At 70.7% G+C, this 26,380-nt stretch carries 23 protein-coding genes, 1 pseudogene and 1 riboswitch; of the genes and pseudogenes, 8 read left to right on the top strand and 16 right to left on the bottom strand.

What is annotated here, in order from left to right; translation table 11 throughout:
* Positions 1 to 33 precede the first annotated feature (33 nt).
* The 5 genes from ACTOQ2_RS01590 to ACTOQ2_RS01570 form a co-directional block, all read right to left on the bottom strand.
* On the bottom strand, positions 34 to 792 hold the full coding sequence (locus ACTOQ2_RS01590) for a class I SAM-dependent methyltransferase (RefSeq protein WP_440097818.1): 759 nt from the start codon (positions 790 to 792) through the stop codon (positions 34 to 36).
* 457 nt (positions 793 to 1,249) lie between these two features.
* Complete coding sequence (gene nusB, locus ACTOQ2_RS01585) at positions 1,250 to 1,660, bottom strand: transcription antitermination factor NusB (RefSeq protein ID WP_440097816.1); 411 nt, start codon at positions 1,658 to 1,660, stop codon at positions 1,250 to 1,252.
* On the bottom strand, positions 1,660 to 2,220 hold the full coding sequence (gene efp / locus ACTOQ2_RS01580; RefSeq protein WP_362848715.1) for an elongation factor P: 561 nt from the start codon (positions 2,218 to 2,220) through the stop codon (positions 1,660 to 1,662). The genes nusB and efp overlap by 1 nt, the downstream gene beginning before the upstream one ends.
* A 25-nt stretch (positions 2,221 to 2,245) precedes the next feature.
* The gene (locus ACTOQ2_RS01575) at positions 2,246 to 3,394 is read right to left on the bottom strand and encodes a M24 family metallopeptidase (protein WP_440097815.1); all 1,149 of its coding nucleotides are present in this window, start codon (positions 3,392 to 3,394) and stop codon (positions 2,246 to 2,248) included.
* A gap of 58 nt (positions 3,395 to 3,452) precedes the next feature.
* Positions 3,453 to 4,493, bottom strand: coding sequence for an LLM class F420-dependent oxidoreductase (locus tag ACTOQ2_RS01570; RefSeq protein ID WP_440097814.1), 1,041 nt, complete (start codon positions 4,491 to 4,493; stop codon positions 3,453 to 3,455).
* Positions 4,494 to 4,695: 202 nt separating this feature from the next.
* Here ACTOQ2_RS01570 and ACTOQ2_RS01565 point away from each other — a divergent pair, with 202 nt between their 5' ends.
* Positions 4,696 to 5,589 (top strand): endonuclease/exonuclease/phosphatase family protein, encoded by an 894-nt coding sequence (locus ACTOQ2_RS01565; RefSeq protein WP_440097813.1) that lies wholly within the window; start codon positions 4,696 to 4,698, stop codon positions 5,587 to 5,589.
* On the opposite strand, the gene ACTOQ2_RS01560 is transcribed toward ACTOQ2_RS01565, so the two are convergent.
* From ACTOQ2_RS01560 to ACTOQ2_RS01545, 4 genes are all read right to left on the bottom strand, one after another.
* Positions 5,586 to 6,227, bottom strand: a complete 642-nt coding sequence (locus tag ACTOQ2_RS01560; RefSeq protein WP_440098073.1) for a nucleotidyltransferase family protein — start codon at positions 6,225 to 6,227, stop codon at positions 5,586 to 5,588. The genes ACTOQ2_RS01565 and ACTOQ2_RS01560 overlap by 4 nt on opposite strands.
* An 86-nt stretch (positions 6,228 to 6,313) precedes the next feature.
* Positions 6,314 to 7,420: an XdhC family protein gene (locus ACTOQ2_RS01555; protein ID WP_440097812.1), complete on the bottom strand. Its 1,107-nt coding sequence runs from the start codon at positions 7,418 to 7,420 to the stop codon at positions 6,314 to 6,316.
* Positions 7,413 to 8,483: a vWA domain-containing protein gene (locus ACTOQ2_RS01550; protein ID WP_440098072.1), complete on the bottom strand. Its 1,071-nt coding sequence runs from the start codon at positions 8,481 to 8,483 to the stop codon at positions 7,413 to 7,415. The genes ACTOQ2_RS01555 and ACTOQ2_RS01550 overlap by 8 nt, the downstream gene beginning before the upstream one ends.
* A 106-nt stretch (positions 8,484 to 8,589) precedes the next feature.
* Positions 8,590 to 9,486: an AAA family ATPase gene (locus ACTOQ2_RS01545; protein ID WP_440081956.1), complete on the bottom strand. Its 897-nt coding sequence runs from the start codon at positions 9,484 to 9,486 to the stop codon at positions 8,590 to 8,592.
* Positions 9,487 to 9,693: 207 nt separating this feature from the next.
* On the opposite strand from ACTOQ2_RS01545, the gene ACTOQ2_RS01540 reads away from it, so the two are divergent.
* Positions 9,694 to 11,034 carry a TrkH family potassium uptake protein gene (locus ACTOQ2_RS01540; protein WP_440097811.1) on the top strand — a complete coding sequence of 447 codons (1,341 nt, stop codon included), beginning with the start codon at positions 9,694 to 9,696 and terminating at the stop codon, positions 11,032 to 11,034.
* Complete coding sequence (locus tag ACTOQ2_RS01535; RefSeq protein ID WP_440097810.1) at positions 11,027 to 11,695, top strand: potassium channel family protein; 669 nt, start codon at positions 11,027 to 11,029, stop codon at positions 11,693 to 11,695. The genes ACTOQ2_RS01540 and ACTOQ2_RS01535 overlap by 8 nt, the downstream gene beginning before the upstream one ends.
* Before the next feature lie 68 nt (positions 11,696 to 11,763).
* Here ACTOQ2_RS01535 and ACTOQ2_RS01530 read toward each other — a convergent pair whose 3' ends face one another.
* The 6 genes from ACTOQ2_RS01530 to ACTOQ2_RS01505 form a co-directional block, all read right to left on the bottom strand.
* Entirely contained in the window at positions 11,764 to 13,998 is a 2,235-nt protein-coding gene (locus ACTOQ2_RS01530) for a glycoside hydrolase family 9 protein (RefSeq protein ID WP_440097809.1), read from the bottom strand.
* A gap of 338 nt (positions 13,999 to 14,336) precedes the next feature.
* Positions 14,337 to 14,795, bottom strand: coding sequence for a PH domain-containing protein (locus ACTOQ2_RS01525; RefSeq protein WP_440097808.1), 459 nt, complete (start codon positions 14,793 to 14,795; stop codon positions 14,337 to 14,339).
* Between the two features lie 134 nt (positions 14,796 to 14,929).
* Positions 14,930 to 15,400 carry a 6,7-dimethyl-8-ribityllumazine synthase gene (ribH, locus tag ACTOQ2_RS01520; protein ID WP_440097807.1) on the bottom strand — a complete coding sequence of 157 codons (471 nt, stop codon included), beginning with the start codon at positions 15,398 to 15,400 and terminating at the stop codon, positions 14,930 to 14,932.
* A 46-nt stretch (positions 15,401 to 15,446) separates the two neighbouring features.
* Entirely contained in the window at positions 15,447 to 16,664 is a 1,218-nt protein-coding gene (locus tag ACTOQ2_RS01515) for a bifunctional 3,4-dihydroxy-2-butanone-4-phosphate synthase/GTP cyclohydrolase II (RefSeq protein ID WP_440065115.1), read from the bottom strand.
* A gap of 143 nt (positions 16,665 to 16,807) precedes the next feature.
* Positions 16,808 to 17,452 carry a riboflavin synthase gene (locus tag ACTOQ2_RS01510; protein WP_440065116.1) on the bottom strand — a complete coding sequence of 215 codons (645 nt, stop codon included), beginning with the start codon at positions 17,450 to 17,452 and terminating at the stop codon, positions 16,808 to 16,810.
* Between the two features lie 412 nt (positions 17,453 to 17,864).
* Positions 17,865 to 17,995: riboswitch (FMN riboswitch) on the bottom strand.
* 132 nt (positions 17,996 to 18,127) lie between these two features.
* Positions 18,128 to 18,943, bottom strand: coding sequence for an oxygenase MpaB family protein (locus ACTOQ2_RS01505; RefSeq protein WP_440081948.1), 816 nt, complete (start codon positions 18,941 to 18,943; stop codon positions 18,128 to 18,130).
* A gap of 342 nt (positions 18,944 to 19,285) precedes the next feature.
* Here ACTOQ2_RS01505 and ACTOQ2_RS01500 point away from each other — a divergent pair, with 342 nt between their 5' ends.
* The 5 genes and pseudogenes from ACTOQ2_RS01500 (at position 19,286) to ACTOQ2_RS01480 (ending at position 25,275) form a co-directional block, all read left to right on the top strand.
* On the top strand, positions 19,286 to 20,287 hold the full coding sequence (locus ACTOQ2_RS01500; RefSeq protein ID WP_440065119.1) for an ABC transporter permease: 1,002 nt from the start codon (positions 19,286 to 19,288) through the stop codon (positions 20,285 to 20,287).
* An 18-nt stretch (positions 20,288 to 20,305) separates the two neighbouring features.
* Positions 20,306 to 22,099 carry an ABC transporter substrate-binding protein gene (locus ACTOQ2_RS01495; RefSeq protein WP_440097806.1) on the top strand — a complete coding sequence of 598 codons (1,794 nt, stop codon included), beginning with the start codon at positions 20,306 to 20,308 and terminating at the stop codon, positions 22,097 to 22,099.
* Between the two features lie 123 nt (positions 22,100 to 22,222).
* Positions 22,223 to 23,203: an ABC transporter permease gene (locus ACTOQ2_RS01490; RefSeq protein WP_440097805.1), complete on the top strand. Its 981-nt coding sequence runs from the start codon at positions 22,223 to 22,225 to the stop codon at positions 23,201 to 23,203.
* Positions 23,204 to 23,217: 14 nt separating this feature from the next.
* Entirely contained in the window at positions 23,218 to 24,219 is a 1,002-nt protein-coding gene (locus tag ACTOQ2_RS01485; protein ID WP_440097804.1) for an ABC transporter ATP-binding protein, read from the top strand.
* Positions 24,220 to 24,290: 71 nt separating this feature from the next.
* Positions 24,291 to 25,275, top strand: a pseudogene (locus ACTOQ2_RS01480) (ABC transporter ATP-binding protein).
* A gap of 180 nt (positions 25,276 to 25,455) precedes the next feature.
* On the opposite strand, the gene rpe reads toward ACTOQ2_RS01480, so the two are convergent.
* On the bottom strand, positions 25,456 to 26,112 hold the full coding sequence (gene rpe / locus ACTOQ2_RS01475; protein WP_440065127.1) for a ribulose-phosphate 3-epimerase: 657 nt from the start codon (positions 26,110 to 26,112) through the stop codon (positions 25,456 to 25,458).
* Positions 26,113 to 26,380 lie beyond the last annotated feature (268 nt).

Here is a 26,380-nt window from a genome sequence, read left to right as displayed (position 1 = left end):
CCATCCTACGGGAACAGGCGTTCGACGCGGCGTTCACCGGTGGCCAAGCACGTGCAGTTGGGTCGCGATGTCGCGGAGCACCGGGTGCACCGCCGCCGCCTGCTCCAGGGCGACCAGGGCGCGGGCGGCTCCGGGCTCGCCGTCGAGCAGCCTGCTGGGCACCAGATCGGCGAAGACCCGCACACCGTGGACCTCGCCGGGCGCGAAGCCCGTCTCGGCGAGGAGCCGCTCCAGGGCCTCGCGGGTGAAACGCCTGGGTGTGGGGTCGCGGTCGCCCCACCGGCCCTCGGGGTCGTCCAGCACCTGGCGGGCCTCGTCGAACCTGCCGGCGATGGAGCGGTGGAGCGCGGCGGCCAGCGGGTTGGCGGCGAGGACACTGATCACGCCGCCCTCGCGCAGCAGGCCCGCCATGGCCTTCACCGCGCCGGCCAGATCCTCCACGTACTCCAGCACGCTGTGGCAGAGCACCAGGTCGGTGCCGCCGGTCGGGAGCAGCTCCTCCAGGTCCGCGGCGTCGCCCTGCAGGGCGCGAACCTCCACCCCCGCCTCCGCCGCGCGGCGCTCCAGCGCGGCGAGCGAGTCGGGACTGGGGTCGACGACCGTCACGGCGTGCCCGAGGTCGGCCAGGGGAACGGCGAAACCCCCCGTACCGCCTCCGGCGTCGACGATGTCGAGCCGCTCACGGCCTGTCGCGGCCACCCGCTCGGCCAGCACGGCACTCAGGACGTCCCACACGACCGCTGTGCGGACCGCGGGGGTGCCCGGCTGCCGTGAGATGCCTACGGCGTGCAACTTCAGATCGCCTCCTCGTACGTTGACGTCCTCCACGGCCCGAGAGCCCCGGATTTCAGCACCCGACCGCCGGTCGAGTCTGTCGGTTCGCGGTTCGCCGGCCCGGGTAACCCCGAAGCCTCCCCGCGCAGACACGGCACGCCCTGCCGCGTTTGAAACCACAAGTCCCACTTGGCTGCCGCGGGACACCCCAACCCTAACGGGTTGAACCGGCAGGGCGAGAAGGGTTTCCTTCTTGCCCGAAGGACAGGGTGTTCATCCTGAATGTCCAACGACAAGCCCAGCCTACGTCGCGCGCCCCCCGGCGCGGCCCAAGGGCTTATCCATACTCGCGCTTGATCGAGTCTTTTTTCCGGGCGCGGACCGCCCCCGCGGGCAAGCCCGGAGGAAAGGGGACACCTCCGGCGGAGGGGCACCGCGCGGGGAGACCGGGGCTCCGGGCTCCCCGTGGCGGCGTCTAGAGCGTCAGGGACGGCTTGAGCTGCTTGAAACGGGCCATCAGGCCGTTGACGAACTGCGGCGACTCATCGGTCGACAGCTCGGAGGCCAGGCTGACCCACTCGCTGATGACGACGCCCTCGGGGACGTCGGGCATCCACAGCAACTCGTAGGTGCCGCCGCGCAGGAGGTTGCGGTCGACCGCCGGCATGCGGTCGAGCGTCCAGCCCTCGGAGTAGGTGGTGATCAGCTCGTCGATGCGCGCCCGGTGCCTGCACACGCCCTCGACGATCGTCGTGGTGTACTCGTTCACGGGCGGCTCGGCCCGCGCGAGGCGCTCGGCGAGAACGCCGAGCGGGTCCTCTCCGCGCGCCTCGGCCTCGAAGAGGATGTCCAGCGCGCGCCTGCGCGCCTTACCCCGTGCCGACATCAGGCGCGGCCGAGATAATCGCCGGTGCGGGTGTCGACCTTGACCTTCTCGCCGGTGGTGATGAAGAGCGGCACCTTGATCTCGGCGCCGGTCTCCAGCGTGGCGGGCTTGGTGCCGCCGGTCGAGCGGTCGCCCTGGAGGCCGGGCTCGGTCTCGGCGACGATCAGCTCGACGGCCGCGGGCAGGTCGACGTAGAGGACGTTGCCCTCGTTGATCGCCACGGTGGCCAGCATGTTCTCCAGCAGGTAGTTGGCCGCGTCGCCGACCGCCACCCTGGTGACGTGGAGCATGTCGTAGTTCTCGGTGTCCATGAAGACGTAGTCGTCGCCGTCCATGTAGGAGAACTGCATCTCGCGCTTGTCGACGTTGGCCACCTCGACCTTGACGCCCGCGTTGAAGGTCTTGTCGACGACCTTGCCCGATAGCACGTTCTTGAGCTTGGTGCGGACGAACGCGCCGCCCTTGCCGGGCTTGACGTGCTGGAACTCCACGACGGCCCAGAGCTCACCGCCGTCGAGCTTGAGCACCAGGCCGTTCTTGAGGTCGTTCGTCGTCGCCACTAGTCTCTCCTGCGTACGGCCGCTCTTAAAGGACGAGCAGCTCTTTGGTCGTCCGTGTGAGAAGTTCCGGCCCGCCATCGCGCACCACGAGCGTGTCCTCGATGCGGACGCCGCCCCTGCCGGGAAGGTAAACCCCAGGTTCAACGGTTACCGGAACTCGATCCTCAAGTCTAGCGTGCCCATGGTCGCGCTCCGGCTCTCGTGAAGATCGTTCCTGCTGCGGGGAGTCCGCCGGCTCCCCCGGGTGGTCCTCCGGCCTTCCCCGGCGGTCCTCCGGCTTTCTCGGGGACAGGAACGGCGCCTCGTGGATCTGCAGCCCGACGCCGTGGCCGAGGCCGTGCTTGAAGAACTCCCCGTACCCCGCCTCCCCGATCAGGTCCCGGGCGGCGGCGTCCACCTCGTGGAGCGCCGCGCCGGCCCTCGCGGCCAGGACGCCGGCCCGCTGGGAGGCCTGAACCAGGTCGTACAGCTCGCGCTGCCACCCCGCGGGCTCGCCGATCGCCACGGTCCTGGTCATGTCGGCGTGGTAGCCCCGGTACAGCGCCCCGAAGTCCATGGTGACCAGGTCCCCGCGCTCCAGCGGCCGGTCTGCGGGCGAGTGGTGCGGGATCGCGCCGTTGGGCCCGCTCGCGACGATCGAGTCGAAGGCGAGCCCGTCCGCGCCCAGCTCGATCATGCGGCGCTCCAGCGCCCTGGCGACCTCCTTCTCGGTCAGCCCGGGGCGCAGCTCGGGCAGGACCTCGGCGAAGGCGCGGTCGGTGATCTCGCACGCGGTGCGGATCAGGTCGAGCTCGGCGTCGTCCTTGACCGTGCGCACCGACTCCACCACCCCGGACAGGCGCAGGGCCTCCCCGCCCAGCCGGAAGTAGCCGGCGACGGACATGTGGTCGGCCTCGATGCCCGTCCGGCCGCTCCCCGGCAGCAGGGCCCCGGCGACGTCGGACTCCTCGACCACCTCGATGTCGGCGCAGGCGCGCCGGGCGGCCCCGATGTAGCGGGAGTCGGTGGCCAGCGTGGCGGTGGCGTCCGCCCGCACCAGGACGGCCGCGTTGGAGCTGGCCAGGCCGGTCAGGTAGCGCACGTTCACGCCGCCGGTGACCAGGATCGCGTCCGCCTCGTGAGCGGGCAGCAGGGCCGCGAGGTTCGCGCGGCGACGGGCATGGGTGGCGGTCATGACACGCATGCTATTGACCGCTTTGACCGGATGCGTGCCCGTCCGCCGGCGAGGCGGGTCAGGAGGCGAGTTCCCTGACCTTCTCGATGAGCCGGACGCGCTCCTCGTGCGTGCCGGCCAGCGGGGCGACGTTCACGGTCGTGACGCCCGACTCGCGCATGGCCCGCAGGCGCTCGCGGACGTGCCCCTCGGGGCCGATCAGGGACATCTTCTCCAGCAGCTCGTGCGGCACGAGCGCGGCGGCCTCGTCTTTCTTGCCGTCGAGGTAGAGGTTCTGGATCTGCTCGGCCTCCTTCTCGTAGCCGTACCTGCGGGCGAGGTCGTTGTAGAAGTTCTTGCCCTTGGCGCCCATCCCGCCGATGTAGAGGGCCGCCATCGGGCGGCCCAGCTCCAGCCAGCCCGAGACGTCGTCGCCGATGGCCAGCGGGGCCTGCGCGATCACGTCCAGCTCGCCCAGCGCCGGGTCCCGCCTGGCCTTGCCCGCCGCCAGGGAGGCGCCCCACACGTCGGCGGCCTTCTCCGGCACGTAGAAGATCGGCTCCCAGCCCTCGGCCAGCTCGGCGGACAGCTCGACGTTCTTGGGACCGATGGCGGCGATCACGACGGGGATGCGGTCGCGGACCGGGTGGTTGATGAGCTTCAGCGGCTTGCCCAGGCCGGTCCCCTGGCCGGCGGGGAGCGGGACGGTGTAGTGCCTGCCCTCGTAGGTCAGGCGCTCGCGCCTCCAGACCTGGCGGCAGATCTCGATGACCTCGCGGGTGCGGCCGAGCGGCGCGGTGTACGGGACGCCGTGGAAACCCTCGATGACCTGCGGGCCCGAGGCGCCCAGGCCGAGGGTGAAACGGCCGTCGGAGACGTAGTCCAGGCCCGCGGCGGTCATGGCCAGCAGGGCGGGGGTGCGGGAGTAGATCGGCAGGATGCCGGAGGCGATCTGCAGCCTCTCGGTCCTGGCGGCGATGTAGCCCAGCTGGCTGACCGCGTCGAAGCTGTAGGCCTCGGCGACGAAGACGATGTCGAGACCGGCCTTCTCGTAGTCGGCCAGCTCGGCCACCGTCTCCTTGAAGCCCCCCGAGTAGTTCAGGGCCATACCGATGCGCATCGTGAGATCGTCCTTCCGCGGTGCCGACGAAACCGAATGTTGTTCCGTTGTCTCGGCAACAAAGGTTATCGACTCACCGCCGAAGCACCAAGCCCCGCGCCGCCGCCGCCGGGCCGGTAGCCTACGCATTCCGGGGTAGGGGATCCCGGAAGGGCCGGCGTTCCGGGGGCAGGTGACCGCCGGAGGGTGGACGAGGAGCGATGTGCTGAGGCGGTCGATCATCGTGACGGCGGGAGCGCTCGCCCTGATCCTCGGGGGGCATCGGCTCCTGCCGGAGCTGGGCGGTTTCACGCCCGTGCTGGAGAGCCTCCTGCCCTGGCTCGGGGTCGCCGTACCGGTCCTGCTGGTCTGCGCGCTGGCCACCCGCTCGTGGCAGGTGATCCTCGCCGCGATGGTCCCGGCGACCGTGTGGGGCCTCATGTTCGGCCCGACGCTGCTGCGCAGCCCGCCGGGCGGGCCCAGCGACCTGTCGGTCGCCACGCTCAACGTCGGCGCGGCCAACGCCGACTCGGCCGACGCCATACGATCCGTCTCCAGGGACCGCGACCTGGTCGCGGTGCAGGAGCTGACCGTCGGCGGCCCGGCGGCGAAGGTCCTCAACGACCGCTTCCCCTACCGCTACCGGATTGCCACGGTCGGCCTGTGGAGCCGGTTCCCGATCGCCGAGGCCCGCAAGGCCGACATCGGCCTCGACTGGGCGCGGGCACTGCGCGCGGTGGTCGTCACCCCCAAGGGCAGGCTGACCGTGTACGTCATGCACCTCGCCTCCGCCCGGCCCGGCCAGACCGCCCAGCGCGACGAGACCCTCGCCCACGCCCGCAGGATGGTCGACAGGGACGACAGCCGGCACCTGCTGCTGCTCGGCGACCTCAACACCGCCACCACCGACCGCAAGCGCTCCGGCCTGGTGCCGCCGCTGTCGGACGCCCAGCAGGAGGCCGGTACGGGATTCGGCTTCACATGGCCCGCGTCCTTCCCCGTCACCCGGCCCGATCACATCCTCTACCGCGGCATGGTCGCCACCAGGGCGGGCGTCGAGCGGGCCGCGGGCAGCGACCACCGCGCGGCCGTCGCCTCGCTGCGCCTGGCCGCCTAGCCGCCCGGCCTGGTGTCCGCCTGGCCGCCCGGAGATCCGGGAGCCCGAGCGGCCAGGAGCGCGGACAGGTCGGCCGGGGTGTCGATGTCGGCGGGGTCGGCGACGTCGTCGCAGGGGACCGCGACCACCAGTTCGGGATGGGCTCTCAGGAACGGGCGGGCGCCGGCGTCGCCGGTCGCGAGCCGGGCGACCTCCCCGAAGTGCTCCCTGGCGATCAGCACCGGATTGCGCCGCGCGCCGCCGTAGGTGGCGACGGCCACTGAGGTGCCCTCCGCCGCCGCGTCGACGAGCCGCCGCACCGCCCGCGGGCCGACGAACGGCTGGTCCACCAGGGCGATCACCACGTGCTCGGCGGTCGCGGGGACCGCGTCCAGGCCGGCTCTGAGCGAGGAGCCCATCCCCGAGTCCCACCGCGGGTTGTGGACGGTTACCGCTCCCCGCACCCGTACGGTGGCCGCGCCGAGCACGACGACCACGGGACGGCAGCCGCCGTCGTGGAGCGTCCTGATCCCCCGGTCCACCAGCCGCTCCCCGCGGAACTCCACCAGCGCCTTGGGAGTGCCGAGCCGCGAGCCCGACCCGGCGGCCAGCAGCAGCCCGGCGACCGGCGGGCGCCCGCCCGCCGATCCCGCGAAGATCTCCTCCGTGCTCCCCCCGGCGTCCCCTTCCCCGCCCCCCGCCGGGATCTCCGCCGGTGTCCCCGCCGAGGTCCCCGCCTCCTGGCTCACGCGCCCGGTCCCTCGCCGTGGATTCTGCCGGAACCGTCGGTCAGCGGGCGGCCGGAGCCGCCCCAGCGCAGCTGGATCAGTTCGGCGGCGATGGAGATCGCCGTCTCCTCGGGCGTACGCGCGCCCAGGTCCAGCCCGATCGGCGAGCGGAGCCTCTTCAGCTCGGCCTCCCCCAGACCCGCCTGGGCGAGCCTGGCAAGCCGGTCCTCGTGCGTGCGGCGCGAGCCCATCGCGCCGACGTAGCCCGCCGGGGTGCGCAGGGCGACCTCGAGCAGGGGGACGTCGAACTTGGGGTCGTGGGTGAGCACGCAGATCGCGGTCCGCTCGTCCACGACGGTCGAGGTGAGATAGTCGTGCGGCCACTTGACGATCACCTCGTCGGCCTCGGGGAAGCGCTTGGCCGTGGTGAAGACCGGCCGGGCGTCGCACACGACCACGTGGTAGCCGAGGAACTTGCCGACCCTGGCGACCGCGGCGGCGAAGTCGATCGCGCCGAAGACCAGCATCCGGGGCGGCGGCGCGAAGGACTGGACGAAGACCGACAGCTCGTCGAGCCGCCGCTGTCCCCGCGCCCCGTACCTGCGGACGCCCGTCAGCCCCTGCGCCAGCATGCCCCGGACGTCGTCGTCCACCGCGTCGTCCAGCCGGGTCACGCCCAGCGAGCCGGAGGAGCGGTCCGGCCAGATGACCCGGCGGGTGCCGATCACGCCCGGCCCCGACAGGACGGTCGCCACCGCCACCGGCTCGCGCCGCAGCACCGAGGCGGCGACCGTCCCCAGCTCGGGGAAGGTCTCCTTCGAGACGGGCTCGACGAGGATGTCCAGGATGCCGCCGCAGGTCAGCCCGACGGAGAAGGCCTCGTCGTCGCTCACGCCGTACCGCTGCAGGACGGGCGTGCCCGAGGAGACCACCTCCCGGGCCAGCTCGTAGACGGCGCCCTCGACGCAGCCTCCCGAGACGCTGCCCTCGGCCTCCTCGCCGAGCACCGCCATGGACGCCCCCGGCGGGCGGGGCGCGCTGCGGAAGGTGTCGACCACGGTGGCCAGGCCGAACGTCTCTCCCGCCTCCCACCACCTCAGGATCTGTGACAACACGTCACGCATGCGTGCCTCCCAGCAGCGTCGCCAGTTCCTCGAACGCGGCCAGGCTGTGCCCGGCCACGAAGTCGTCGATGTGGGGAAGGGCGGCCCGCATCCCCGCGGTGAGCGGCCGGTAGCCCTCCCGGCCCTTGTGCGGGTTCACCCAGATCACCCGGTGGGCCGTCCTGGACAGCCGGGCCATCTCCGCCCCCAGCAGCGAGACGTCGCCGCGCTCCCATCCGTCGGAGGCGATCACCACCACCGCTCCGGCCGCGTCGTTCAGGGCCAGGAACCGCCGGAGTTCCTCGCCCAGGCGGGTGCCGCCGCTCCAGTCGGGAATGGCCCGGGAGACGGCGGCCATCGCGGCCGCCGGGTCGCGGTGGCGCAGCTCGGAGGTGAGCCGGGTGAGCCGGGTGCCCGCGCTGAACACCTCGGTGGCCCTCGGCTCCGACCTGACCAGCGCGTGGGCGAGCCGGAGCAGCGTGTCCGCGTACGGGGTCATGGAACCGCTGACGTCGATCAGCAGCACGACCCTGCGGGGCCTGGTCCGGCGCGCGCGGTGACGCAGCCCGGCCGTCTCCCCGCCCCTGCGCAGGGTCTCGCGGATGGTCGCCCTGCCGTCCAGCCGCCCCTTGCGGGCGGGCCGGAAGCGCCGCGACGCGCGCCGTTCCCTGCCCGCCCGCAGCAGGGCGAGCAGCCGGTGCGCCTCGGCGAGCTCCGCCGCCGTCATCGCGGCCACGTCCCGGGTGCGCAGCACCTCCGTCGCGCTCGCGGTCGCCGCGAGGGCCGGGGGCTCGGCGCTCTCCCCCCGGTCGGGGCGTACCCCCGGCGTCGCCGCGGTGTGCCGGGTGACGGTGACCGCCACCGCTCTCGCGCGGCCCGCGCGCAGCCCCCCGAAGTAGGCCCGGAAGACCCGGTCGTAGCGGGGCAGGTCGTCGGCCGAGGCGCACAGTGTGACCCGGCCCGCCCAGTAGACGTCGTCGGGCCTGGAGGCGTCCAGGTGGGACAGCGCGCGCAGCAGGTTCTGGGTCCGCTCGTGGTCGGCGGGCACCCCCGCGGCGCGCAGGGTCCTGGCGAAACCGGTCATGACCGCCACCAGGTCCTCCCCGGTCCCGGCCGGGGAAGCCGTGGGAGCCGGGGAATCCGGGGCAGGAGCCCCCGCGGCGGAGGGCACTCCGGCGGGGGAAGGGCCGTCAGCGCCGGGACGCACCGAAGAATCCGTTCCCGAGCACCGTCTCGTGGTCCTCCCTGTGCTTGAGCAGGGCGCCCAGCGAGGCGGCCGCCACGTCGGGGTCGAGCTCACGGGCGCCGAGGGCCAGGAGCGCCTCGGTCCAGTCGAGGGTCTCCGCGATCCCCGGTGGCTTGATCAGATCGGCCTCGCGGAGCCGTCCCGTCGCCGTGGCCACCTGCTCGGCCAGGCTGCCCGAGCACTCGGGGAGCCTCCTGCGCAGGATCGCCACCTCCCGCTCGAAGGAGGGGTGCTCCAGCCAGTGGTAGAGGCAGCGCCGCTTCAGCGCGTCGTGCACCTCGCGGGTGCGGTTGGAGGTCAGCACGACCACCGGCGGCCGGGCGGCGCGGATCGTACCGAGCTCGGGGACGGAGATCGCGAAGTCCGAGAGCACCTCCAGCAGGATCGCCTCGAACTCCACGTCGGCCCGGTCGACCTCGTCGATGAGCAGCACCGCGGGCTGGGTCTCGATCGCCCTCAGCAGCGGCCTGGCGATCAGGAACCTCCGGTCGTAGACCTCGCCCTCCAGCCGGGCGGCGTCGGTGACACCGCCCGCCTCCGCCGCCTTCAGGTGCAGGAGCTGGCGGGCGAAGTCCCAGTCGTAGAGCGCCTGGGAGGCGTCGAGCCCCTCGTAGCACTGCAGGCGGATCAGCGGCGCCCCGAGCACCTCGGCCAGGGTCCTGGCCAGCTCGGTCTTGCCGACTCCGGCCTCGCCTTCGAGCAGCAGCGGGCGGCCCATCCGCAGCGCGAGGAAGGCCGCCGTGACGAGCCCCGCACCGGCCAGGTACGACCGCTCGTCGAGCAGTTCCGCCAGCTGCGCGGGCGATTCCACATCGGATGCCTCGATTGTCCGCCTCACCACCACCTCAGGCTACGCCCGGAGGCCGGGTCCTCGCGTGATCACGCCCTCCCCGGATCCGGCGTTCTCCCGGGAATCCCGCGGCACGCCGGTGCCGGCCTCGCGGCGGGTGGCTCGCGAGGTCCCGAAAATCCGGTGGGCCGGCGGGAGCCGGGCGGGAATGCGGCGGGAACGCCGCCGCTCTCCCGCGAAGAAGTATTGTCACCCCCTGTGAAGAACCTGCTCGACCAGATCAACACCCCGTCCAGAGCCGTCGTGCTGGCGTTCCTGGCCGTGGTCCTCACCGGTACGGGGCTGCTCTCGCTGCCGATCGCGGTCGAGGACGGCCAGAGCGCCTCGTGGACGTCGGCCCTGTTCACCGCCACCTCCGCGGTGTGCGTGACCGGGCTCGCCGTGCACGACACCGCGGCGCACTGGTCGCTCTTCGGCGAGATCGTGCTCCTGACGCTGATGCAGATCGGCGGCTTCGGGATCATGACGCTCTCCTCGATCCTGGCGGTGATCGTCTCAGGAAAGCTCGGCCTGCGCGCCCGCCTCAACACCCAGGCCGAGACCAAGACCCTCGGTCCCGGCGACGTAAGACGGGTGATCGCGGGGGTCGCCAAGGTCACGCTGGTCGCCGAGGCGCTGACCGCCACGGTGCTCACCGCCCGCTTCGTGATCGGGTACGGGGAACCGTTCGGCCGCGCCGCCTATTACGGGATTTTTCATGCGATCTCGGCATTCACCAACGCCGGGTTCTCGCTCTGGTCGGACAGCATCACGAGGTTCGTCACCGACCCGTGGGTCTGCCTCCCGCTCATCACGGCGGTGGTCGCCGGAGGTCTCGGCTTCCCCGTCTACGCCGTGCTGCGGCAGAACTGGCGCCGCCCGTCCCGCTGGACGCTGCACGCCAAGATCACACTGGGGATGACCACCGTCCTGCTGTTCGGCGGGGCGGTGGCCATCACCGCCACCGAGTGGAACAACCCCGGCACGATGGGCGCCCTGTCCCCCGGCCTGCGGATCATGGCCGGGTTGTTCCACAGCGCGATGACCCGAAGCGGCGGCCTGAACTCCGTGGACACCTCCCAGATGAGCGAGAACTCCTGGCTGATCAGCGACGTGCTGATGTTCATCGGAGCGGGCAGCGCGAGCACCGGGGGCGGCATCAAGGTGACGACGTTCGCGCTCCTCGGGTTCGTGATCCTGGCCGAGCTGCGCGGCGAGCCCGACGTCTCGGCGGGCCGCCGCCGCGTTCCCGAGCAGCTGCAGCGCCAGGCGCTGACGATCGCCCTGCTGAGTGTGGCGTCGGTCACCATGGGCACGTTCGCCTTGGTGACGGTGACCCCGTTCAAGCTGGACCGCGTACTGTTCGAGGTGATCTCGGCCTTCGGCACGGTCGGGCTGTCGACCGGGATCACCGCCGACGTCGGCACCTTGGGACACCTGATCCTGACCCTCCTGATGTTCGTCGGGCGGCTCGGGCCGGTGACCCTGGGCGCCGCGCTGGCGCTGCACGTCCAGACCCGTCGGTTCCGATATCCGGAGGAGCGTCCCCTCGTTGGTTGACAAGAGGAACCGCGGCGACGCGGTGGTGGTGATCGGTCTCGGCCGGTTCGGCGGCGCGCTGGCGGTGGAGCTGGTGGGCCGCGACGTCGAGGTGCTCGGCGTCGACAGCGACCCCAAGAACGTGCAGCAGTTCTCCGGGCGGCTCACCCACGTGGTGTGCGCCGACTCCACCGATCCCGACGCGCTCGGCCAGCTGGGCATCGGGGAGTTCGGGCGGGCCGTCGTCGGCATCGGCACCGACATCGAGGCGAGCATCCTGACCACCTCGATCCTGGCCGACCTGGAAGTGGCCGACATCTGGGCCAAGTCGATCAGCCTGCAGCACAGCCGGATCCTGCATCGGGTCGGCGCGCACCACGTGGTGCAGCCCGAGCACGACATGGGCGAGCGGGTCGCGCACCTCGTCACCGGGCGGATGCTCGACTACGTGGAGGTCGACGAGGACTACGCCTTGATCAAGACCATGGCGCCCCGGTGGGCGGACGGCAAGAGCCTGGGCAGCCTGGGCATCCGCAGCGAGTACGGGGTCACCGTGGTCGGGATCAAGAAACCCGGCGGCCGGTTCACGTACGCCACCTCCGGCACGGTGATCCACGGCGGAGACACCCTGCTCGTGGCGGGCGAGACCGACAAGGCGGAGCGGTTCGCCGAGGAGACCTGAGCGCGGGAACGCGCCGGTGCGGACCGGAGTCGGCTCCGTCTCGCACCGGCGGGTTCCCGCCGCGCCGCCTACCGGGCGGTGCAGGTCACCCCGGCGGGGACGGTGTTGGCCCCGGACCAGGCGCCGTTGAAGCCGAAGGAGGTGGTGCCGCCCGAAGACAGCGCGCCGTTCCAGGACAGGTTGACCACGGTGACGGCCGAGCCGCTCGCGGTGTGCGAGCCGCTCCACAGCTGGGTGATGGTCTGGCCGCTGGGGAAGGTCCACGCGACGGTCCAGCCGGTGAGCGCGGTGGTGCCGGTGTTCTTCACCTCGACGCTGGCTCCGAAGCCGTCGTTCCACTGGTTGGTGACGGTGTAGGTCGCGGCGCAGGCCTTTCCGGTCGGAGTCGGGGTCGGAGTCGGGGTCGGGGTCGGGGTCGGAGTCGGAGTCGGAGTCGGAGTCGGGGTCGGGGTCGGAGTCGGAGTCGGGCCGCTGGTGCCGGCCTTTTCCGCCGTCCAGGCGCCGACCCAGGCCAGGACCGCGTTCCAGTTGACGGCGACCTCGTTCACCGACCAGGCGTCGATGTCATCCAGGTAGCACTTCTGCGGCCGGCAGCCGCTGAGGCGCTGCTGGGCGACCGGGTCCTCCAGGCCGCTGTTGGGGCCGCCGGCCAGGGCGCCGGCCGGTGCGACGGGCAGGGAGGAGTCGATCTGGTTGGCCCAGAACCGGTGGTGGACGTTACGGGAGGGCTTGTCGCCGTAGCCGGTGACGTAGGAGTAGCCCGTCGGGTTGCGGCCGAGTTCGTACGCCATCGTCTCGAACACCCCGGCGCGGAACCGCTCGGCGCCGGAGAAGTCGTGGGCCAGGGCCAGCACGACGGCGTTGTTGAGGATCAGGTTGTTGGACCCCCAGATGTAGCCGCCGCCGGCCGACCGGAAGGGCACCGGGTAGCCCTGGCCGCGCATCACGTTCAGCAGGCCGTCGGCGGCCGAGACGAAGGAGGCCCGCAGCTGCTGGCCGATGGAAGCGGTCAGGCCGTTGGGCACCAGCGCCAGGGTGATGTCGCCCAGGCTGCCGACCTCCGCCCACAGGGCGCCCTCGTTCGTGAAACTGCGCCCGTAGTACAGCGAGGAGGAGGTCAGGTCGGTGCGGTAGGCCTGCTTGCCGGTGGTGGCGTACAGCTCGGCGGCGGCCCAGTAGAACTCGTCGGTCACCTTGCCATCGGCGTAGGAGCCACCGCCGGTGCCGTCTGAGGCCGGGGCGAACCGCGAGGGGTTGGCCTTGGCCGCGGTGTAGGCCTTCTCGGCCGCGGTCAGGCAGCGGGCGGAGAACGCGGAGTCGATGGACGCCCACACCCGGGCGCACTGGGCGGCCGCGGCGGCCAGGTTCAGGGTGGCGGCGGTGCTGGGCGGCGACAGCACCCGGGCCTGGGGGTCCTGGGCGGGCAGCAGCGGCAGCCCGGTCCAGTCGGTGTCGTGGATCTTGTGGTGGGCCATGCCGGCCAGCGGGCGGCCGTCGGGGACCTGCATCTTCAGCAGGAAGTCGATCTCCCAGCGGGCCTCGTCCAGGATGTCGGGCACGCCGTTGCCGCGCTCGGGGATGGACATGGTGCCGTCGGCGAAGGCGCCGGTGTCGGCGCCGGGGATGTTCCTGGCCCGCTCGTAGGTGTTCACCAGCTGCCAGGCGGACATGCCGCCGTTGACCACGTATTTGCCGTGGTCGCCGGCGTCGTACCAGCCGCCGCGCACGTCCAGCCGGTAGCCGCAGTCGCTGCGGCACGGCACGTTGTTGTCACCCTGGTTGGGAGAGACGTTCAGGTGGCCGGCGGCGCGGGCGTACTGGCTGCCTCCGGCGTACTGGGAGGTGATCGCGATGCCGCTGCGCTGGTGGTAGAAGAACGCCAGCGCGTCGTAGGGCAGCTTCTTCCAGGCCGCGGTGCCGATGTCGAAGGGGTGGCTGGACTCGTTGTTCACGGTGAGCACGTAGTTGGTGCCGGTCCCGGTGTAGGACGAGAAGTCGATCTTGTGGACGGAGTCGCCGGAGGGGGAGTCCGCGCCGAAGACGGTCGTGGTGCCGCCGGCCACCACCTGGTCGGAACCGTTCAGCAGGCTCCAGGCCAGCGGCGATCCCGAGTTGCTGACCACGGTCGCCTGCTTGGCCGCGTCGGGCGCGTAGGCGACCTGGTTGACCTTGATGTTCTGGCCGAGCGCCGGTCGGACAAGGGCGTTGGCGGTTCCTGTGGTGACGACCGCGGTGATCGATGCCGCGGTCATGGCTGCGGCCAGCGCCGCCGCCCACAGCCGAATCCGGCCTGACGTGTTCACGTGGAGTCCTCTCGGCCTGTGCTGCGTGGGCTTCGCATCTTGGAACAATCAGGCCGGAAAAAGACAGCCGCCTCTATCGAGGAAGGCGTTTCGTGCAGCTCGAAGCAATACTTCGGGCGAATGGCCGTGTAACTTTCATGGGGCTTCAGCGATTCGCAGAACCTCGGCGTGACCGCTTTTCCCGCGACCCGCACGCATCCCCGCGCCCCCGCCGGGAGGTCACGCTCGCGCGCATCACCAAGCCTGCCGGGACTCCCGAGAAGGCTCGGCCCGGCAGGCCCGGCAGGCCCGGCAGGGGGCCCTGCCGGACCCAGGGCCCTGAGCCCCCGTACGGCGGCTCAGCGGGTCTCTGACGCCTCGCCGCGCTCCCTGATGAGGGCGTCGAGCTCGCGGACCTGACGGACCGTACGCTCCTTCTCCGACCCCTGCAGGCCCATCGCGCCGACCGTGGCCCCGTCGGTGAAGTCGATCTTCGCCCAGGGCTCGTGGTCGACCAGGGAGACCCCGAGCACCTCGGGCCACTCGTAGCGATGCACCCGCAGCGGGTTGACGACGGTGATCCCCTCCTCGTCGGCCTCCACCCGGACCCGCCCCAGCAGGTGCAGGACCCAGGCGACCACCCCGCCCAGCCCGACCATCGCGAGCCTGTCGGCCAGGGTGAACGGCTCGGACAGGAAGGCCGCCATCAGCACCGCGCCGAGCATGATCAGACCCGCGAAGCCGTACGCCGCGATCCGGCCCTTCCTGGGCCGCCACACGACGGGCAACGGGGGCGGGGAGACGCTCTCCGGGCTCACTCTCAGATCACGATCCTTTGGAAAACCACCGGTCGGAACGGCTGCGACGGCTGGTCACGGTGCCGAGGGAAACCTACCGCACGGCCCCGCCGGGCCGATCACACGGCACGGCGGGGCGGGCCCGTACGGCGGCGCTAGGCGCGGAGCTCCCGCAGCAGCAGCGCCGTCCCCAGGGCGGCGACGGTGGCCTCGTAGCCCTTGTCCTCGTGGCTGCCGGGCAGCCCCGACCTGTCGAGGGCCTGGTCGAGGGACTCGCAGGTCAGCACGCCGTTGCCGACCGGGACCTCCTCGTCGAGGGAGACCCGGGTCAGGCCCGAGGTGACGGAGTCGCACACGTAGTCGAAGTGGGGGGTCTCGCCGCGGATCACGACCCCGAGCGCGACGACCGCGTCGTACTTCCTGGCCAGGGCCTGCGCCACGACCGGGATCTCCAGCGATCCGGCCACCCGCACCACGGTCACCGCCGCGCCGCTGTCCCTGCCCGCCTGCTCGGCCCGCGCCACGAGCTGATCGGTGATCTTCTCGTGCCAGCGGGCGGCGACGACGCCGACGGTCAGCCCCTCGGCCTCGACGGCCCCGGCCACCGGCCTCCCGTCCCCGCTCACGCGATCACCTCGTACCCGCTCCGCTCCGCCTGGCCTGATCGTTCGCTCATGCTTCCTCTTCCCTGGGGATCTCGTGGCCGAGGCGGTCGCGCTTGGCCGACAGGTATTTCTCGTTGTACGGGTTCATCGCCACCGGCATGGGCTCGCGGCCGAGCACCTTGATGCCGTAGCCGTCCATGCCGCGCAGCTTGGCCGGGTTGTTGGTCAGCAGCCGGACCGACTTCACGCCCAGATCGGCGAGGATCTGCCCGGCGTTGGAGAACTCCCGGGCGTCCACCGGCAGCCCGAGCTCCAGGTTGGCGTCGACGGTGTCGCTGCCGGTGTCCTGGAGGCTGTACGCCCTGAGCTTGGCCAGCAGCCCGATCCCGCGTCCCTCGTGCCCGCGCAGGTAGACGACCACGCCCCGCCCCTCGGCGGCGATCCGCGACATGGCGTGGTCGAGTTGCACCCCGCAGTCGCACCGCAGCGACCCGAGCACGTCGCCGGTCAGGCACTCGGAGTGCGCCCGGACCATGACGTTCTCGCCGTCCTCGATGTCGCCGAGGACCAGGGCCAGGTGCTCGCCGCCGTCCAGCGAGCTCGCGAAGCCGTAGGCCCGCCACTCGCCGTACCTGTTCGGCAGCCGCGTCTCGGCGACCCTGGTCACCATCCGCTCGGTCCGGCGCCTGAACTCCACCAGCTGCTCGATCGAGACGAGCGCCAGGTCGTGCTCGTCGCAGAACTCGCGCAGCTCCGGCAGCCGCATCATGGTGCCGTCGTCGTTGACGACCTCGGCGAGCACGCCCGCCTCGCTCAGCCCGGCGAGCCTGGCCAGGTCCACGGACGCCTCGGTGTGGCCGCGCCGGGTCAGCACGCCGCCCTCCCGGTAGCGGAGCGGGAAGACGTGCCCCGGCCGCACCAGCTCGGACGGCTCGGTCGCCGAGTCGGCCAGGGTGCGGATCGTACGGGCCCTGTCGGCGGCGGAGATGCCGGTGCTCACCCCGTCCCTGGCGTCCACGCTGATCGTGTACGCGGTGCGCAGGCGCTCCTTGTTGTCGTACACCATCAGCGGCAGGCCGAGCCTGTCGAGGTCCTCGCCGCGCATCGGCACGCAGACCACGCCGCTGCTGTGCCGGATGGTGAAGGCCAGCAGTTCCGGGGTGGCCTTGGACGCGGCGAAGATGATGTCGCCCTCGTTCTCGCGGTTCTCGTCGTCGACGACCACGATGGCCCTGCCCTCGCGGATGTCGGCGATCGCCCGCTCGATCGGGTCCAGCTTGATCACAAGGTCTCCTCGATGACGAGCCCGGCCCTCGACCGGTACTCCTTGAGCCGGTTGACGCGTCCCGCCGGTGCGTCCGGTGCTTCCGGTCTGGTCTCTCCGGAGGCTCCCGGTCTCGGCGGCCTCGGGTTCCGTCGCGAGGTGGTTCACGGCCTTTCCCCCTGATCCGTCGCGGCGTCCTGGGCGGGTCGACCGGCCGGGGCGTACGCGCCGACGAGTTTCTCCACGTGCTTGGCGATCACGTCGACCTCGAGGTTCACCGGGTCGCCCGGCCGCTTCGCGCCAAGGGTGGTCAGGCTCAGGGTGGTGGGGATCAGGCTGACCGCGAAGCCGCCGGAGCCCACGCTCATGACGGTCAGGCTGATGCCGTCGACCGCGATCGAGCCCTTCTCGACCACGTAGCGGTCGAGTTCCGGCGGGAGGGAGATCCGGACGACCTCCCAGTGCTCGGCGGGCTCCCGCGACAGCAGGACACCCGTCCCGTCCACGTGGCCCTGCACGATGTGGCCGCCCAGCCGCTGGTCGGCGCGGACCGCGCGCTCCAGGTTGACCGGGGAGCCGGGGCTCAGCGCGCCGAGGGAGCTGCGGTCGAGGGTCTCCTTCATCACGTCGGCGGTGAACACCTCGCCCGCGACGTCCACCACGGTCAGGCAGACGCCGTTGACGGCGATCGAGTCACCGTGCCCGGCGTCCGCGGTGACCGTCTTGCCGCGGATCGACAGCCGGGCCGCGTCGCTCAGCGGCTCGATCCCGGCGATCTCCCCCAGTTCTTCGACGATTCCGGTGAACATTCACAGCTCCTTCTGGGGGATCGCCCGGACGGCCGGGCACGGGAAAGTCGTCCGAGGTCCGGAAACGCGGGGCCCGGAAACGCGGGGCCCGGGAGTACGGGGCGCGGAAGGGCGTGCGCCGGGAAAGCGGGGCGCGCCGGAAAAGAGGGATGTGCCGCCGCGCCCGGACCGGGTGCGGCCGGACGGGGAGTGCGGGGAATGTGGGGAATGTGGGGAATGTGAGGAATGTGAGGAATGGTGGGGGCCGACGGCGCCGCGCCCGTGAGGGGCACGCCCGACCGCCTGGCGCGTCCGCGCCGGATCAGTCACCCGAGGTCTCCTACTCGCCAGTAGCTTTTTGCCACGGCGGGCCCCGGGGGATCAACGGGTGCATACACCCGATCAGCGGAGGGTGCCCGAAGACACTCTCCGCTCGCGCGCTTCCTCCCATCCGGACTTTAACCGTCGGTCCTGGAGTTTCACCAGGTCAACCGGTCGATGGCTTCGACCGGGTCGCGGACTGTAACCGCCGGCTCGGAATTTCACCGACCCCGGAGCACGCTGCTCTGTCTCTCTCGTTCTCGCGGAGGGCGCACCGCGGACGGTTCACCCTCCACTACCACTACCAGTGTGCCATGTCCGGAAAACCGGACGACACACCTTCCATGATGTGGAACAAGCGGGCACCTGGTGTGATCACGCCGCGCGCTCCGCGACCGCCTTCCGCGCCCTTCGCGCGTCCGGGGAGTAGCGCACCGGCGCGGGCACCAGGCCGATCCCGGTCTGCAGGGCCCGCAGGGAGGCCGTCGCCCACAGGTCGCCCAGCGGGGTCGCGGGCAGGCCGTACAGCCTGCGGGCCCAGCGCGGCAGGGTCGCGAAGGCGAGCACGGTGAGCATGGGGAACATCGGCTTGAGCGGGGTCAGGCGGGCCGGGAGCGGCGCGTTGAGCGACCGCCGGAGCGGGTGGGGCACCTCGGGGGCGAAGTAGAGGCCGGGGCGGCAGGCCCGGATGTAGTCGTCCATCTCGCCGACCGAGCCGGGCACGTCCTCGGGACGCAGGCCGACCACCTCGGCCGCGCGACGCCACTCGGCGACGAACCTGTCGGCCTCGTCGTCCGTCAGGCGCACTCCCGCGCGCCGGGCGACCGACAGGTAGGAGTCGACCTCGCCGACGTGGACCCAGAGCAGCGCGTCGGGGTCGTCGAGGCGGAACCGCTCGCCGGTGTCGAGGTCGAGGGCGGTGAGACTCGCGTGGATCTTCCTGACCCTGGCCCCTGCGCGGGCGACCTCCCTGGTCGTGCCGTAGGTGCGCACCCGGACGAACTCGGTGGTGCGCACGAAGCGGGACCACGCCTCGGCCGGGTCCATGAGCGACGAGTTCTGGGCGACCCCGCGCATCGCCCGGGGGTGCAGGCCCTGCATGAGCAGCGCGCGGAAGCCCCCGACGAGCAGGATCGGCTCGCCCATCACCTTCCAGGTCACCGAATCGGGTCCGAACAGGCCGTGATCCATGCTCCACCTCCCGGCGAGTGGAGGGTTACCCCGCGAAGCGGTCTGACACACCCCGCGTATTAAGCCTGTAACACTGTATCGGGCTTGTGACACAAGCAGGGTCAGACCCGGACAAAGCCGTCACGGCCGCGTCATGAATGTGTCACAAATCCGTGAATATCAGCCTTCGGGAGCCCTATCCTCCCACGTCACCCCCCATCTGCGTCAACGGAATTGCAGCCACAAACAGGTGGACGTTATACAACAAAAAAATGAGTAATGACCAGACCATTGATTGTCCTGGTCTGCTTTGCAATGGTTCCAGGGATCCCGCTCACCATGCTCGTTGGGAGCCCCCGCACGATGACCATCCCTGCACCAGCCACGACCACGACCGGGGAGGTGCCGGCGGCGAAGACACCGGAGACGGTGGGCCGCTCACCCGGGCAGCTGATGTGGCTGCGCTTCCGACGCGACCGCACCGGCATCGTCTCGGCCGCGGTGGTGATCTTCTTCTTCCTGGTCGCGCTCCTCGCTCCGGTCATCGCCTGGCTGTACGGCAAGGATCCCTACGTCCTGTACGGCCAGGACATGCCGGGCCTGCTGAACGACTACGGCTACCCGATCCTGCCCAACGGCGGCATCAGCTCGGAGTTCTGGTTCGGCATCGAGCCCGGCCTGGGCCGGGACGTGTTCACCCAGCTCGTCTACGGGATCAGGACCTCCCTGTCGATCGCGGTGACCGCGACGGTCATCGCGACGGCGATCGGCATCGTGATGGGCATCGTCGCCGGGTACGCCGGAGGCAAGACCGACTACTTCATCGGCCGCCTGATCGACATCGTCCTGTCGTTCCCCTCGGTGCTCTTCATCATCGCGTTCATGCCGGTCGTGGAGAACCTGTTCGTCAGGCCGGACGAGGAGACGCCGATCTGGCTGCGAGCGGTCACCCTGGTGATCGCGCTGACCGTGTTCCAGTGGGCCGGCCTCGCGCGGCTGCTGCGCGGCCAGGTGCTCTCCCTGCGCGAGCGGGAGTTCGTCGAGGCCGCGAAGGTCACCGGGGCCTCTCCCGCCAGGATCGTCTTCAAGGAGCTGCTGCCGAACCTCTGGACGCCGATCCTGATCCAGTCGACACTGCTGCTCCCCGCGCTGGTGACGGCCGAGGCGGCGCTCTCCTTCCTGGGCGTCGGCATGATCGAGCCCATCCCCGACTGGGGCCGCATGTTCCGCCGCGGCACCGAGATCTATCAGAACGACATCACCTATCTGATATTCCCCGGTGTCGCCCTTCTGATCTTCGTGATCGCGTTCAACCTCCTGGGTGACTCGGTCCGCGATGCCTTCGACCCCAAGCTCAAGCGCTAGATCGGAAATAGGAGAAAGATGAAAGTCCGTACGCGGTCAGCGATGGCCGTCCTCGCCATAGGCGCGCTCGCACTCACCGGTGCCTGCGCCCAGGGCAACCAGGGCGCGCCCGCGGCCCCCAGCGGCGCGGCGTCCGGCGCGTCCGGCGCGCCGGCCCCCGCGGCGTCCTACAAGCCGCCGACGATCACCGTCGGCACGGCCGACGACTCCAAGGGCCCGGCCATCGAGCCCGAGGGCGTCGTCAAGGGCGGCACCGTCACGATGATCGACCGTGACGACATCGGCCACCTCGACCCCGCGCAGGTCTACGTCAACACCATGTCGAACTTCGGCCTGCTCATCGGCCGTACCCTGACCGGCTACAAGCGCGTCGGCCCCGGCGACTACAAGCTGGTCGGCGACCTGGCCACCGACTCCGGCACCTCGTCCGAGGGCGGCAAGACCTGGACCTTCACCCTCAAGGACGGCGTGAAGTGGGAGGACGGCACCCCGATCACGTCCGAGGACGTGAAGTGGAGCATGGAGCGGACGTTCGCCCCGTTCGTCACCCAGGGCCCGACCTACATCCAGCAGTGGCTGACCGAGGTCGACTACAAGAAGGCCTACCAGGGCCCGTACGACGGCAAGCGTCTTGACAGCATCGAGACGCCGGACGACAAGACGATCGTCTACAAGTTCAAGACCCCGCACGCCGACGCCAACTACGCCTTCGCCATGGGCGGCTACGGCATCGTGCCCAAGGAGAAGGACACCAAGGAGGCGTACGACAAGAAGCCCGTCTCCAGCGGCCCGTACATCATCAAGAGCCACACCGTCGACAAGTCGATGGACCTGGAGCGCAACCCGAACTGGGACCCGGCCACCGACCCGATCCGCGGCGCCTACCCCGACAAGTGGCGCCTGGAGTTCGGCCAGGAGAACCTGCAGATCACCGACCGCCTGATCGCCGACACCGGCCCGGACCAGACCGCGTTCACCTTCTACGCGACCGTCCCGCCGGAGCGTCTGCAGCAGGTCCTCGGCGACGCCAGCCTGGCCCCCCGCCTGATGAAGAGCCCCTCGCCGTACGGCAACTACTACTACTTCAACCTTGACCGGGTGAAGGACATCAAGATCCGCCAGGCCATCAACCACGTGTGGCCGTCCAAGCAGATCCAGCAGGTCATGGGCGGCCCGGCCGCGGCGGCGCTGCCCACCACGATCCTGAACGAGAACACCACGGTCGGCTACGAGTCCTACGACCTGTTCGGCAAGGAGGCCAAGCCCGAGGGTGACGTCGAGAAGGCCAAGCAGCTGCTCGCCGAGTCGACCAACCCGACGCCGACCATCGTCTACGCCTACAACCAGACGCCCGTCCAGGAGCAGGTCACCGTCGTGATCAAGAACGCCCTGGAGAAGGCCGGCATCAAGGTCGTGGTCAAGCCCCTGGACCGTAAGACCTACTACGACTCCATCGGCAAGGTGAAGAACGAGTTCGACCTCTACTGGGGTGGCTGGGGCGCCGACTGGCCGTCCGGCACGACGGTCCTGCCCGTCATCTTCGGCCCGGTCGCCGACGGTGCGCCGAACTACTCGCACCTGAAGGACGAGGCCATCACCAAGGAGATGGACGAGATCACCGCCATGACCGACATCGACGCCCAGAACAAGGCGTGGATGGCGCTGGACAAGAAGATCCAGGAGACGATCACCCCGCTGGTCGTCGCCGAGAACCGGATCGCCAACACCCTGCACGGCTCCAAGGTCGGTGGCGCCGAGATCGACCCGCAGTCGTGGGTCGTCTCGCCCAACAGCATCTTCGTGAAGCCGTAGCGGCTCACGAAACCGTAGGAGAACCGGCGGCCGTGGTCTCGCGGGGATGACGACATCCCCGCGAGGCCACGGCCAGGGGCCTCCCCGGCCCCGACGGTCCCAGCCACCTCGGGAAAACAGGCAATGCTTCCATTCATCACTCGCCGCGTGCTCGGCGCCGCGGTCACACTCGTGATCATCTCCGCGGTCACGTTCTTCCTCTTCTTCGCCGTGCCCGCCGACCCGGCGAGACTCGCCTGCGGCAAGGTCTGCCCGCCGGAACTGCTGGAGCAGGCGCGGCACAACCTGGGACTGGATCAGCCCCTGTTCGCCCAGTTCGTGGCCTGGCTGGCCGGAATCTTCGTCGGCCGCGACTACGGGGGCCTGGGTGACTGCCCCGCCCCCTGCCTCGGCTTCTCCTTCGTCAACCGCGCGCCGGTGTTCGAGACGATCCTGGACCGGCTCCCGCTGACCATCTCGCTCACCATCGGGGCGGCGGCCGTCTTCCTCACCTTCGGCGTGGCCACCGGCATCATCGCGGCGCTCAAGCAGGGCAAGCCGCTGGACAAGATCGCCAGCGTGTCGTCCCTCATCGGCGCCTCCGTGCAGATCTACTTCGTCGGCACCCTCGCCCTGTACTTCCTCGTCTACCAGAACCAGATCTTCTGGCGTCCCAAGTATGTGGAGTTCACCCAGGACCCCGTCGGCTGGGCCACCGGCCTGTTGCTGCCGTGGCTGGTGCTGGCGATCATCTTCACCGCCAACTACACCCGCATGACCCGCTCGACGATGGTGGAGCAGCTCAGCGAGGACTACGTGCGCACCGCGCGGGCCAAGGGCATGTCCGGCCGCAGCGTGGTGATGCGTTTCGCGATGCGCGGCACGCTGACCCCCATCATCACGATCTTCGGCGTGGACCTCGGCGCGCTGATCGGCGGCGCGATCATCACCGAGCAGACCTTCGGCCTCCAGGGGCTCGGCCAGCTGTCGGTCAAGGCGGTCACCAACTCCGACCTGCCCATGCTGATGGCGACGGTGCTCGTCGCGGCCGCCGCGATCGTCGTCTTCAACATCATCGTCGACATCATGTACGCCTTCATCGACCCCCGCGTGCGGCTGAGCTAGGAGCCTTGAAGAAAGTGTCAACTCCGTTCCTCTCGGTCCGTGACCTGACCGTCGACTTCCACACCGAGGACGGTGTCGTCCACGCGGTGGACGGGCTCTCCTTCGACGTGGAGAAGGGCACCACGCTGGGCATCGTCGGCGAGTCCGGCTCGGGCAAGTCGGTGACCAACCTGACCGTGCTCGGCCTGCACAACCCGGAGACCACCAAGATCGGCGGGGAGATCCGGCTGGACGGCGAGGAGCTGATCGGCGCCTCCCGGTCCACCATGGAGAAGCTGCGCGGCAACAAGGTCGCGATGATCTTCCAGGACCCGCTGACCTCGCTCTCGCCGTACCACACCATCGGCAAGCAGATCTCCGAGGTCTACCGCAAGCACACCGGCGCGAGCCGCGCCGAGGCCAGGGACCGCGCGATCGAGATGCTGACGCGGGTCGGCATCCCCCAGCCGAAGACCAGGGTGGACGACTACCCCCACCAGTTCTCCGGCGGCATGCGGCAGCGCGCGATGATCGCGATGGCGCTGGTGTGCGACCCCGACCTGCTGATCGCCGACGAGCCCACCACCGCCCTGGACGTGACCGTGCAGGCCCAGATCCTGGACCTGCTCAAGGAGCTCCAGGACCAGACGGGGGCCTCGATCATCCTGATCACCCACGACCTCGGCGTGGTCGCCAACACCGCGCACGACGTGCTGGTGATGTACGCCGGGCGGGCGGTGGAGCGCGGGACCGTCAGGGAGGTCCTCCACGAGCCCCGCCACCCCTACACCTGGGGCCTGCTGGCCTCCATGCCCCGCCTGAACGCCTCGGTGGACATACCGCTCCGGCCGGTCCGCGGCACCCCGCCCAGCCTGATCAACGTCCCGCCCGGCTGCCCCTTCCACCCCCGGTGCGACTACATGGAGCTGGCCGGTCCCGGGCTGTGCCGCTCCGAGCGGCCCGAACTGTCCCCGCACCGCGGCCACGGCGACGCGTGCTACCTGACCCTCGCCCAGAAGAGGGAGATCCAAAAGTGAGCGAGACAACCGGTGAACCCCGCGGCGAGGCGCTGCTGGAGCTGTCCGGCCTGAAGAAGCACTTCCCGGTGATGGGCGGTGTCATCTTCAAGCACCAGGTCGGCAAGGTCCACGCGGTGGACGGCATCGACCTGACCGTGCACGCCGGCGAGACGCTCGGCCTGGTCGGCGAGTCCGGCTGCGGCAAGTCCACCGCCGGACGGCTGGCGTCCCGGCTGCTGGAGCCCACCGAGGGCAGCATCAAGTACGCCGGACGGGAGATCGGCCACGCCAGGCGCAAGGAGCTGAAGCCGATCCGGGCCGAGATCCAGATGATCTTCCAGGACCCGTACTCGTCGCTGAACCCCCGGCACACGGTGGGCACCATCGTCGGCGGCCCGATGGAGATCAACGGCATCAACCCCCCGGGCGGCAGGGACAACCGGGTCCGGGAACTCCTGGAGATCGTCGGGCTCAACCCCGAGCACTTCAATCGCTTCCCGCACGAGTTCTCCGGCGGCCAGCGGCAGCGCATCGGGGTGGCCCGCGCGCTCTCCCTGAACCCCAAGCTGATCATCGCGGACGAGCCGGTCTCCGCCCTCGACGTCTCCATCCAGGCTCAGGTCGTCAACCTGCTCCAGCAGCTCCAGCGGGACATGGGCATCGCGTTCCTGTTCATCGCGCACGACCTCGCGATCGTGCGGCACTTCTCCCAGCGGGTCGCGGTCATGTATCTCGGCAAGATCGTCGAGGTCGCCGACCGTGCCTCCCTGTACGAGCGCCCCCGCCACCCCTACACCCACGCGCTGCTGTCGGCGGTGCCCGAGGTGATGGAGGACTCCGAGCCGCGCGAGGCGCATCCGCCTGGCCGGGGACGTCCCCTCTCCGATCAACCCGCCGTCCGGCTGCCGCTTCCGCACCCGCTGCTGGAAGGCCCAGGACAAGTGCGCGACCGAGGAGCCCCCGCTGGTCAGGCTGGAGGGGAACAAGGAGGGTCACCTGACCGCCTGCCACTTCCCCGAGCAGCCGACCGTGCACGGCCGGGACGTGGTGCTGGACCCGGCGCTGCAGGGCTGACCGCGCCCGCGTTCCCCTGCCCGCGTCTCCGGTCCGCCGTGTCCGATCGCGGTCTTCCGAAGGTCGCGGCGGGCCGGAAGGTCGCGGTGAGTCTCCGACGACGAAGGGCGGGCCCGCCCGGGCCCGCCCTTCGTCGTTCCATCGTCGCTCGGCCGGTCTCCCGGTCTCCCGGTCTCCCGGTCAGCTCCCGGTGGCCAGGGCGCGCAGGCCGTCGACCGCGCGGGCCGGGTCTTCGGCGCCGTAGACGGCGTTGCCCGCCACGAAGACGTCGGCGCCCGCCTCCGCGCAGCGCTCGATCGTCTCGTCGGAGACGCCGCCGTCCACCTGGAGCCACACCTGGCCGCCGTGCCGGTCGACGAGCTCGCGGGTCCTGCGGATCTTGGGCAGCACCATGTCGAGGAACCTCTGCCCGCCGAAACCGGGGTCGACGGTCATCAGCAGCAGCATGTCGAGCTCGCCGAGCAGGTCCTCGTACGGCTCGACGGGGGTGGCGGGGTTCAGTGCCAGGCCCGCGCGGGCGCCCGCCCGGCGGATCTGACGCAGCGTGCGAACCGGTGCCTTGGCCGCCTCCACGTGGATGGTGACGCTCCCGGCCCCCGCCTCGGCGTACGAGGGGGCCCAGCGATCCGGGTCTTCGATCATGAGGTGGCAGTCGAGTGGCGTCGAGGTCGCCTTGAGCAGGGACTCGACGACCGGCAGCCCGAGGGTCAGGTTGGGCACGAAGTGGTTGTCCATGACGTCCACGTGCAGCCAGTCGGCGTTGGGCACCGCCGCGGCCGCCTCGGCGAGGCGGGCGAAGTCGGCGGACAGGATGCTGGGCGAGATCTGTACGGCCATGATTCGCCGATTCTAGCGGCGAGGGCCCGCCGCCCGTCCTCCCCGTGGGGCGGAGCCGGGCCGAGGCGCGAAGACCTCGCGGGCCGGTCGGCGCGGCGGGCGAACGACCGCGCCCACCAATCCCTATTTACCTAAAAACACCATAAAAAAGACATTTTAATTATCAAATCCACGCGCGGCCGGAAATTCCACCGGTGCGATTTCGCAACTCTCCCGGCGGACCGCGAGCCGCTGGGGTAATTTCCCTTCCGGATTATCCGAAAGTCAT

The sequence above is a fragment of the Streptosporangium sp. H16 genome (assembly GCF_051918855.1).
In the GTDB taxonomy this organism is placed as follows: domain Bacteria; phylum Actinomycetota; class Actinomycetes; order Streptosporangiales; family Streptosporangiaceae; genus Streptosporangium.
The sequence above is the reverse complement of the archived record's forward strand: the minus strand, read 5'-3'. Positions and strand labels throughout refer to the sequence as shown.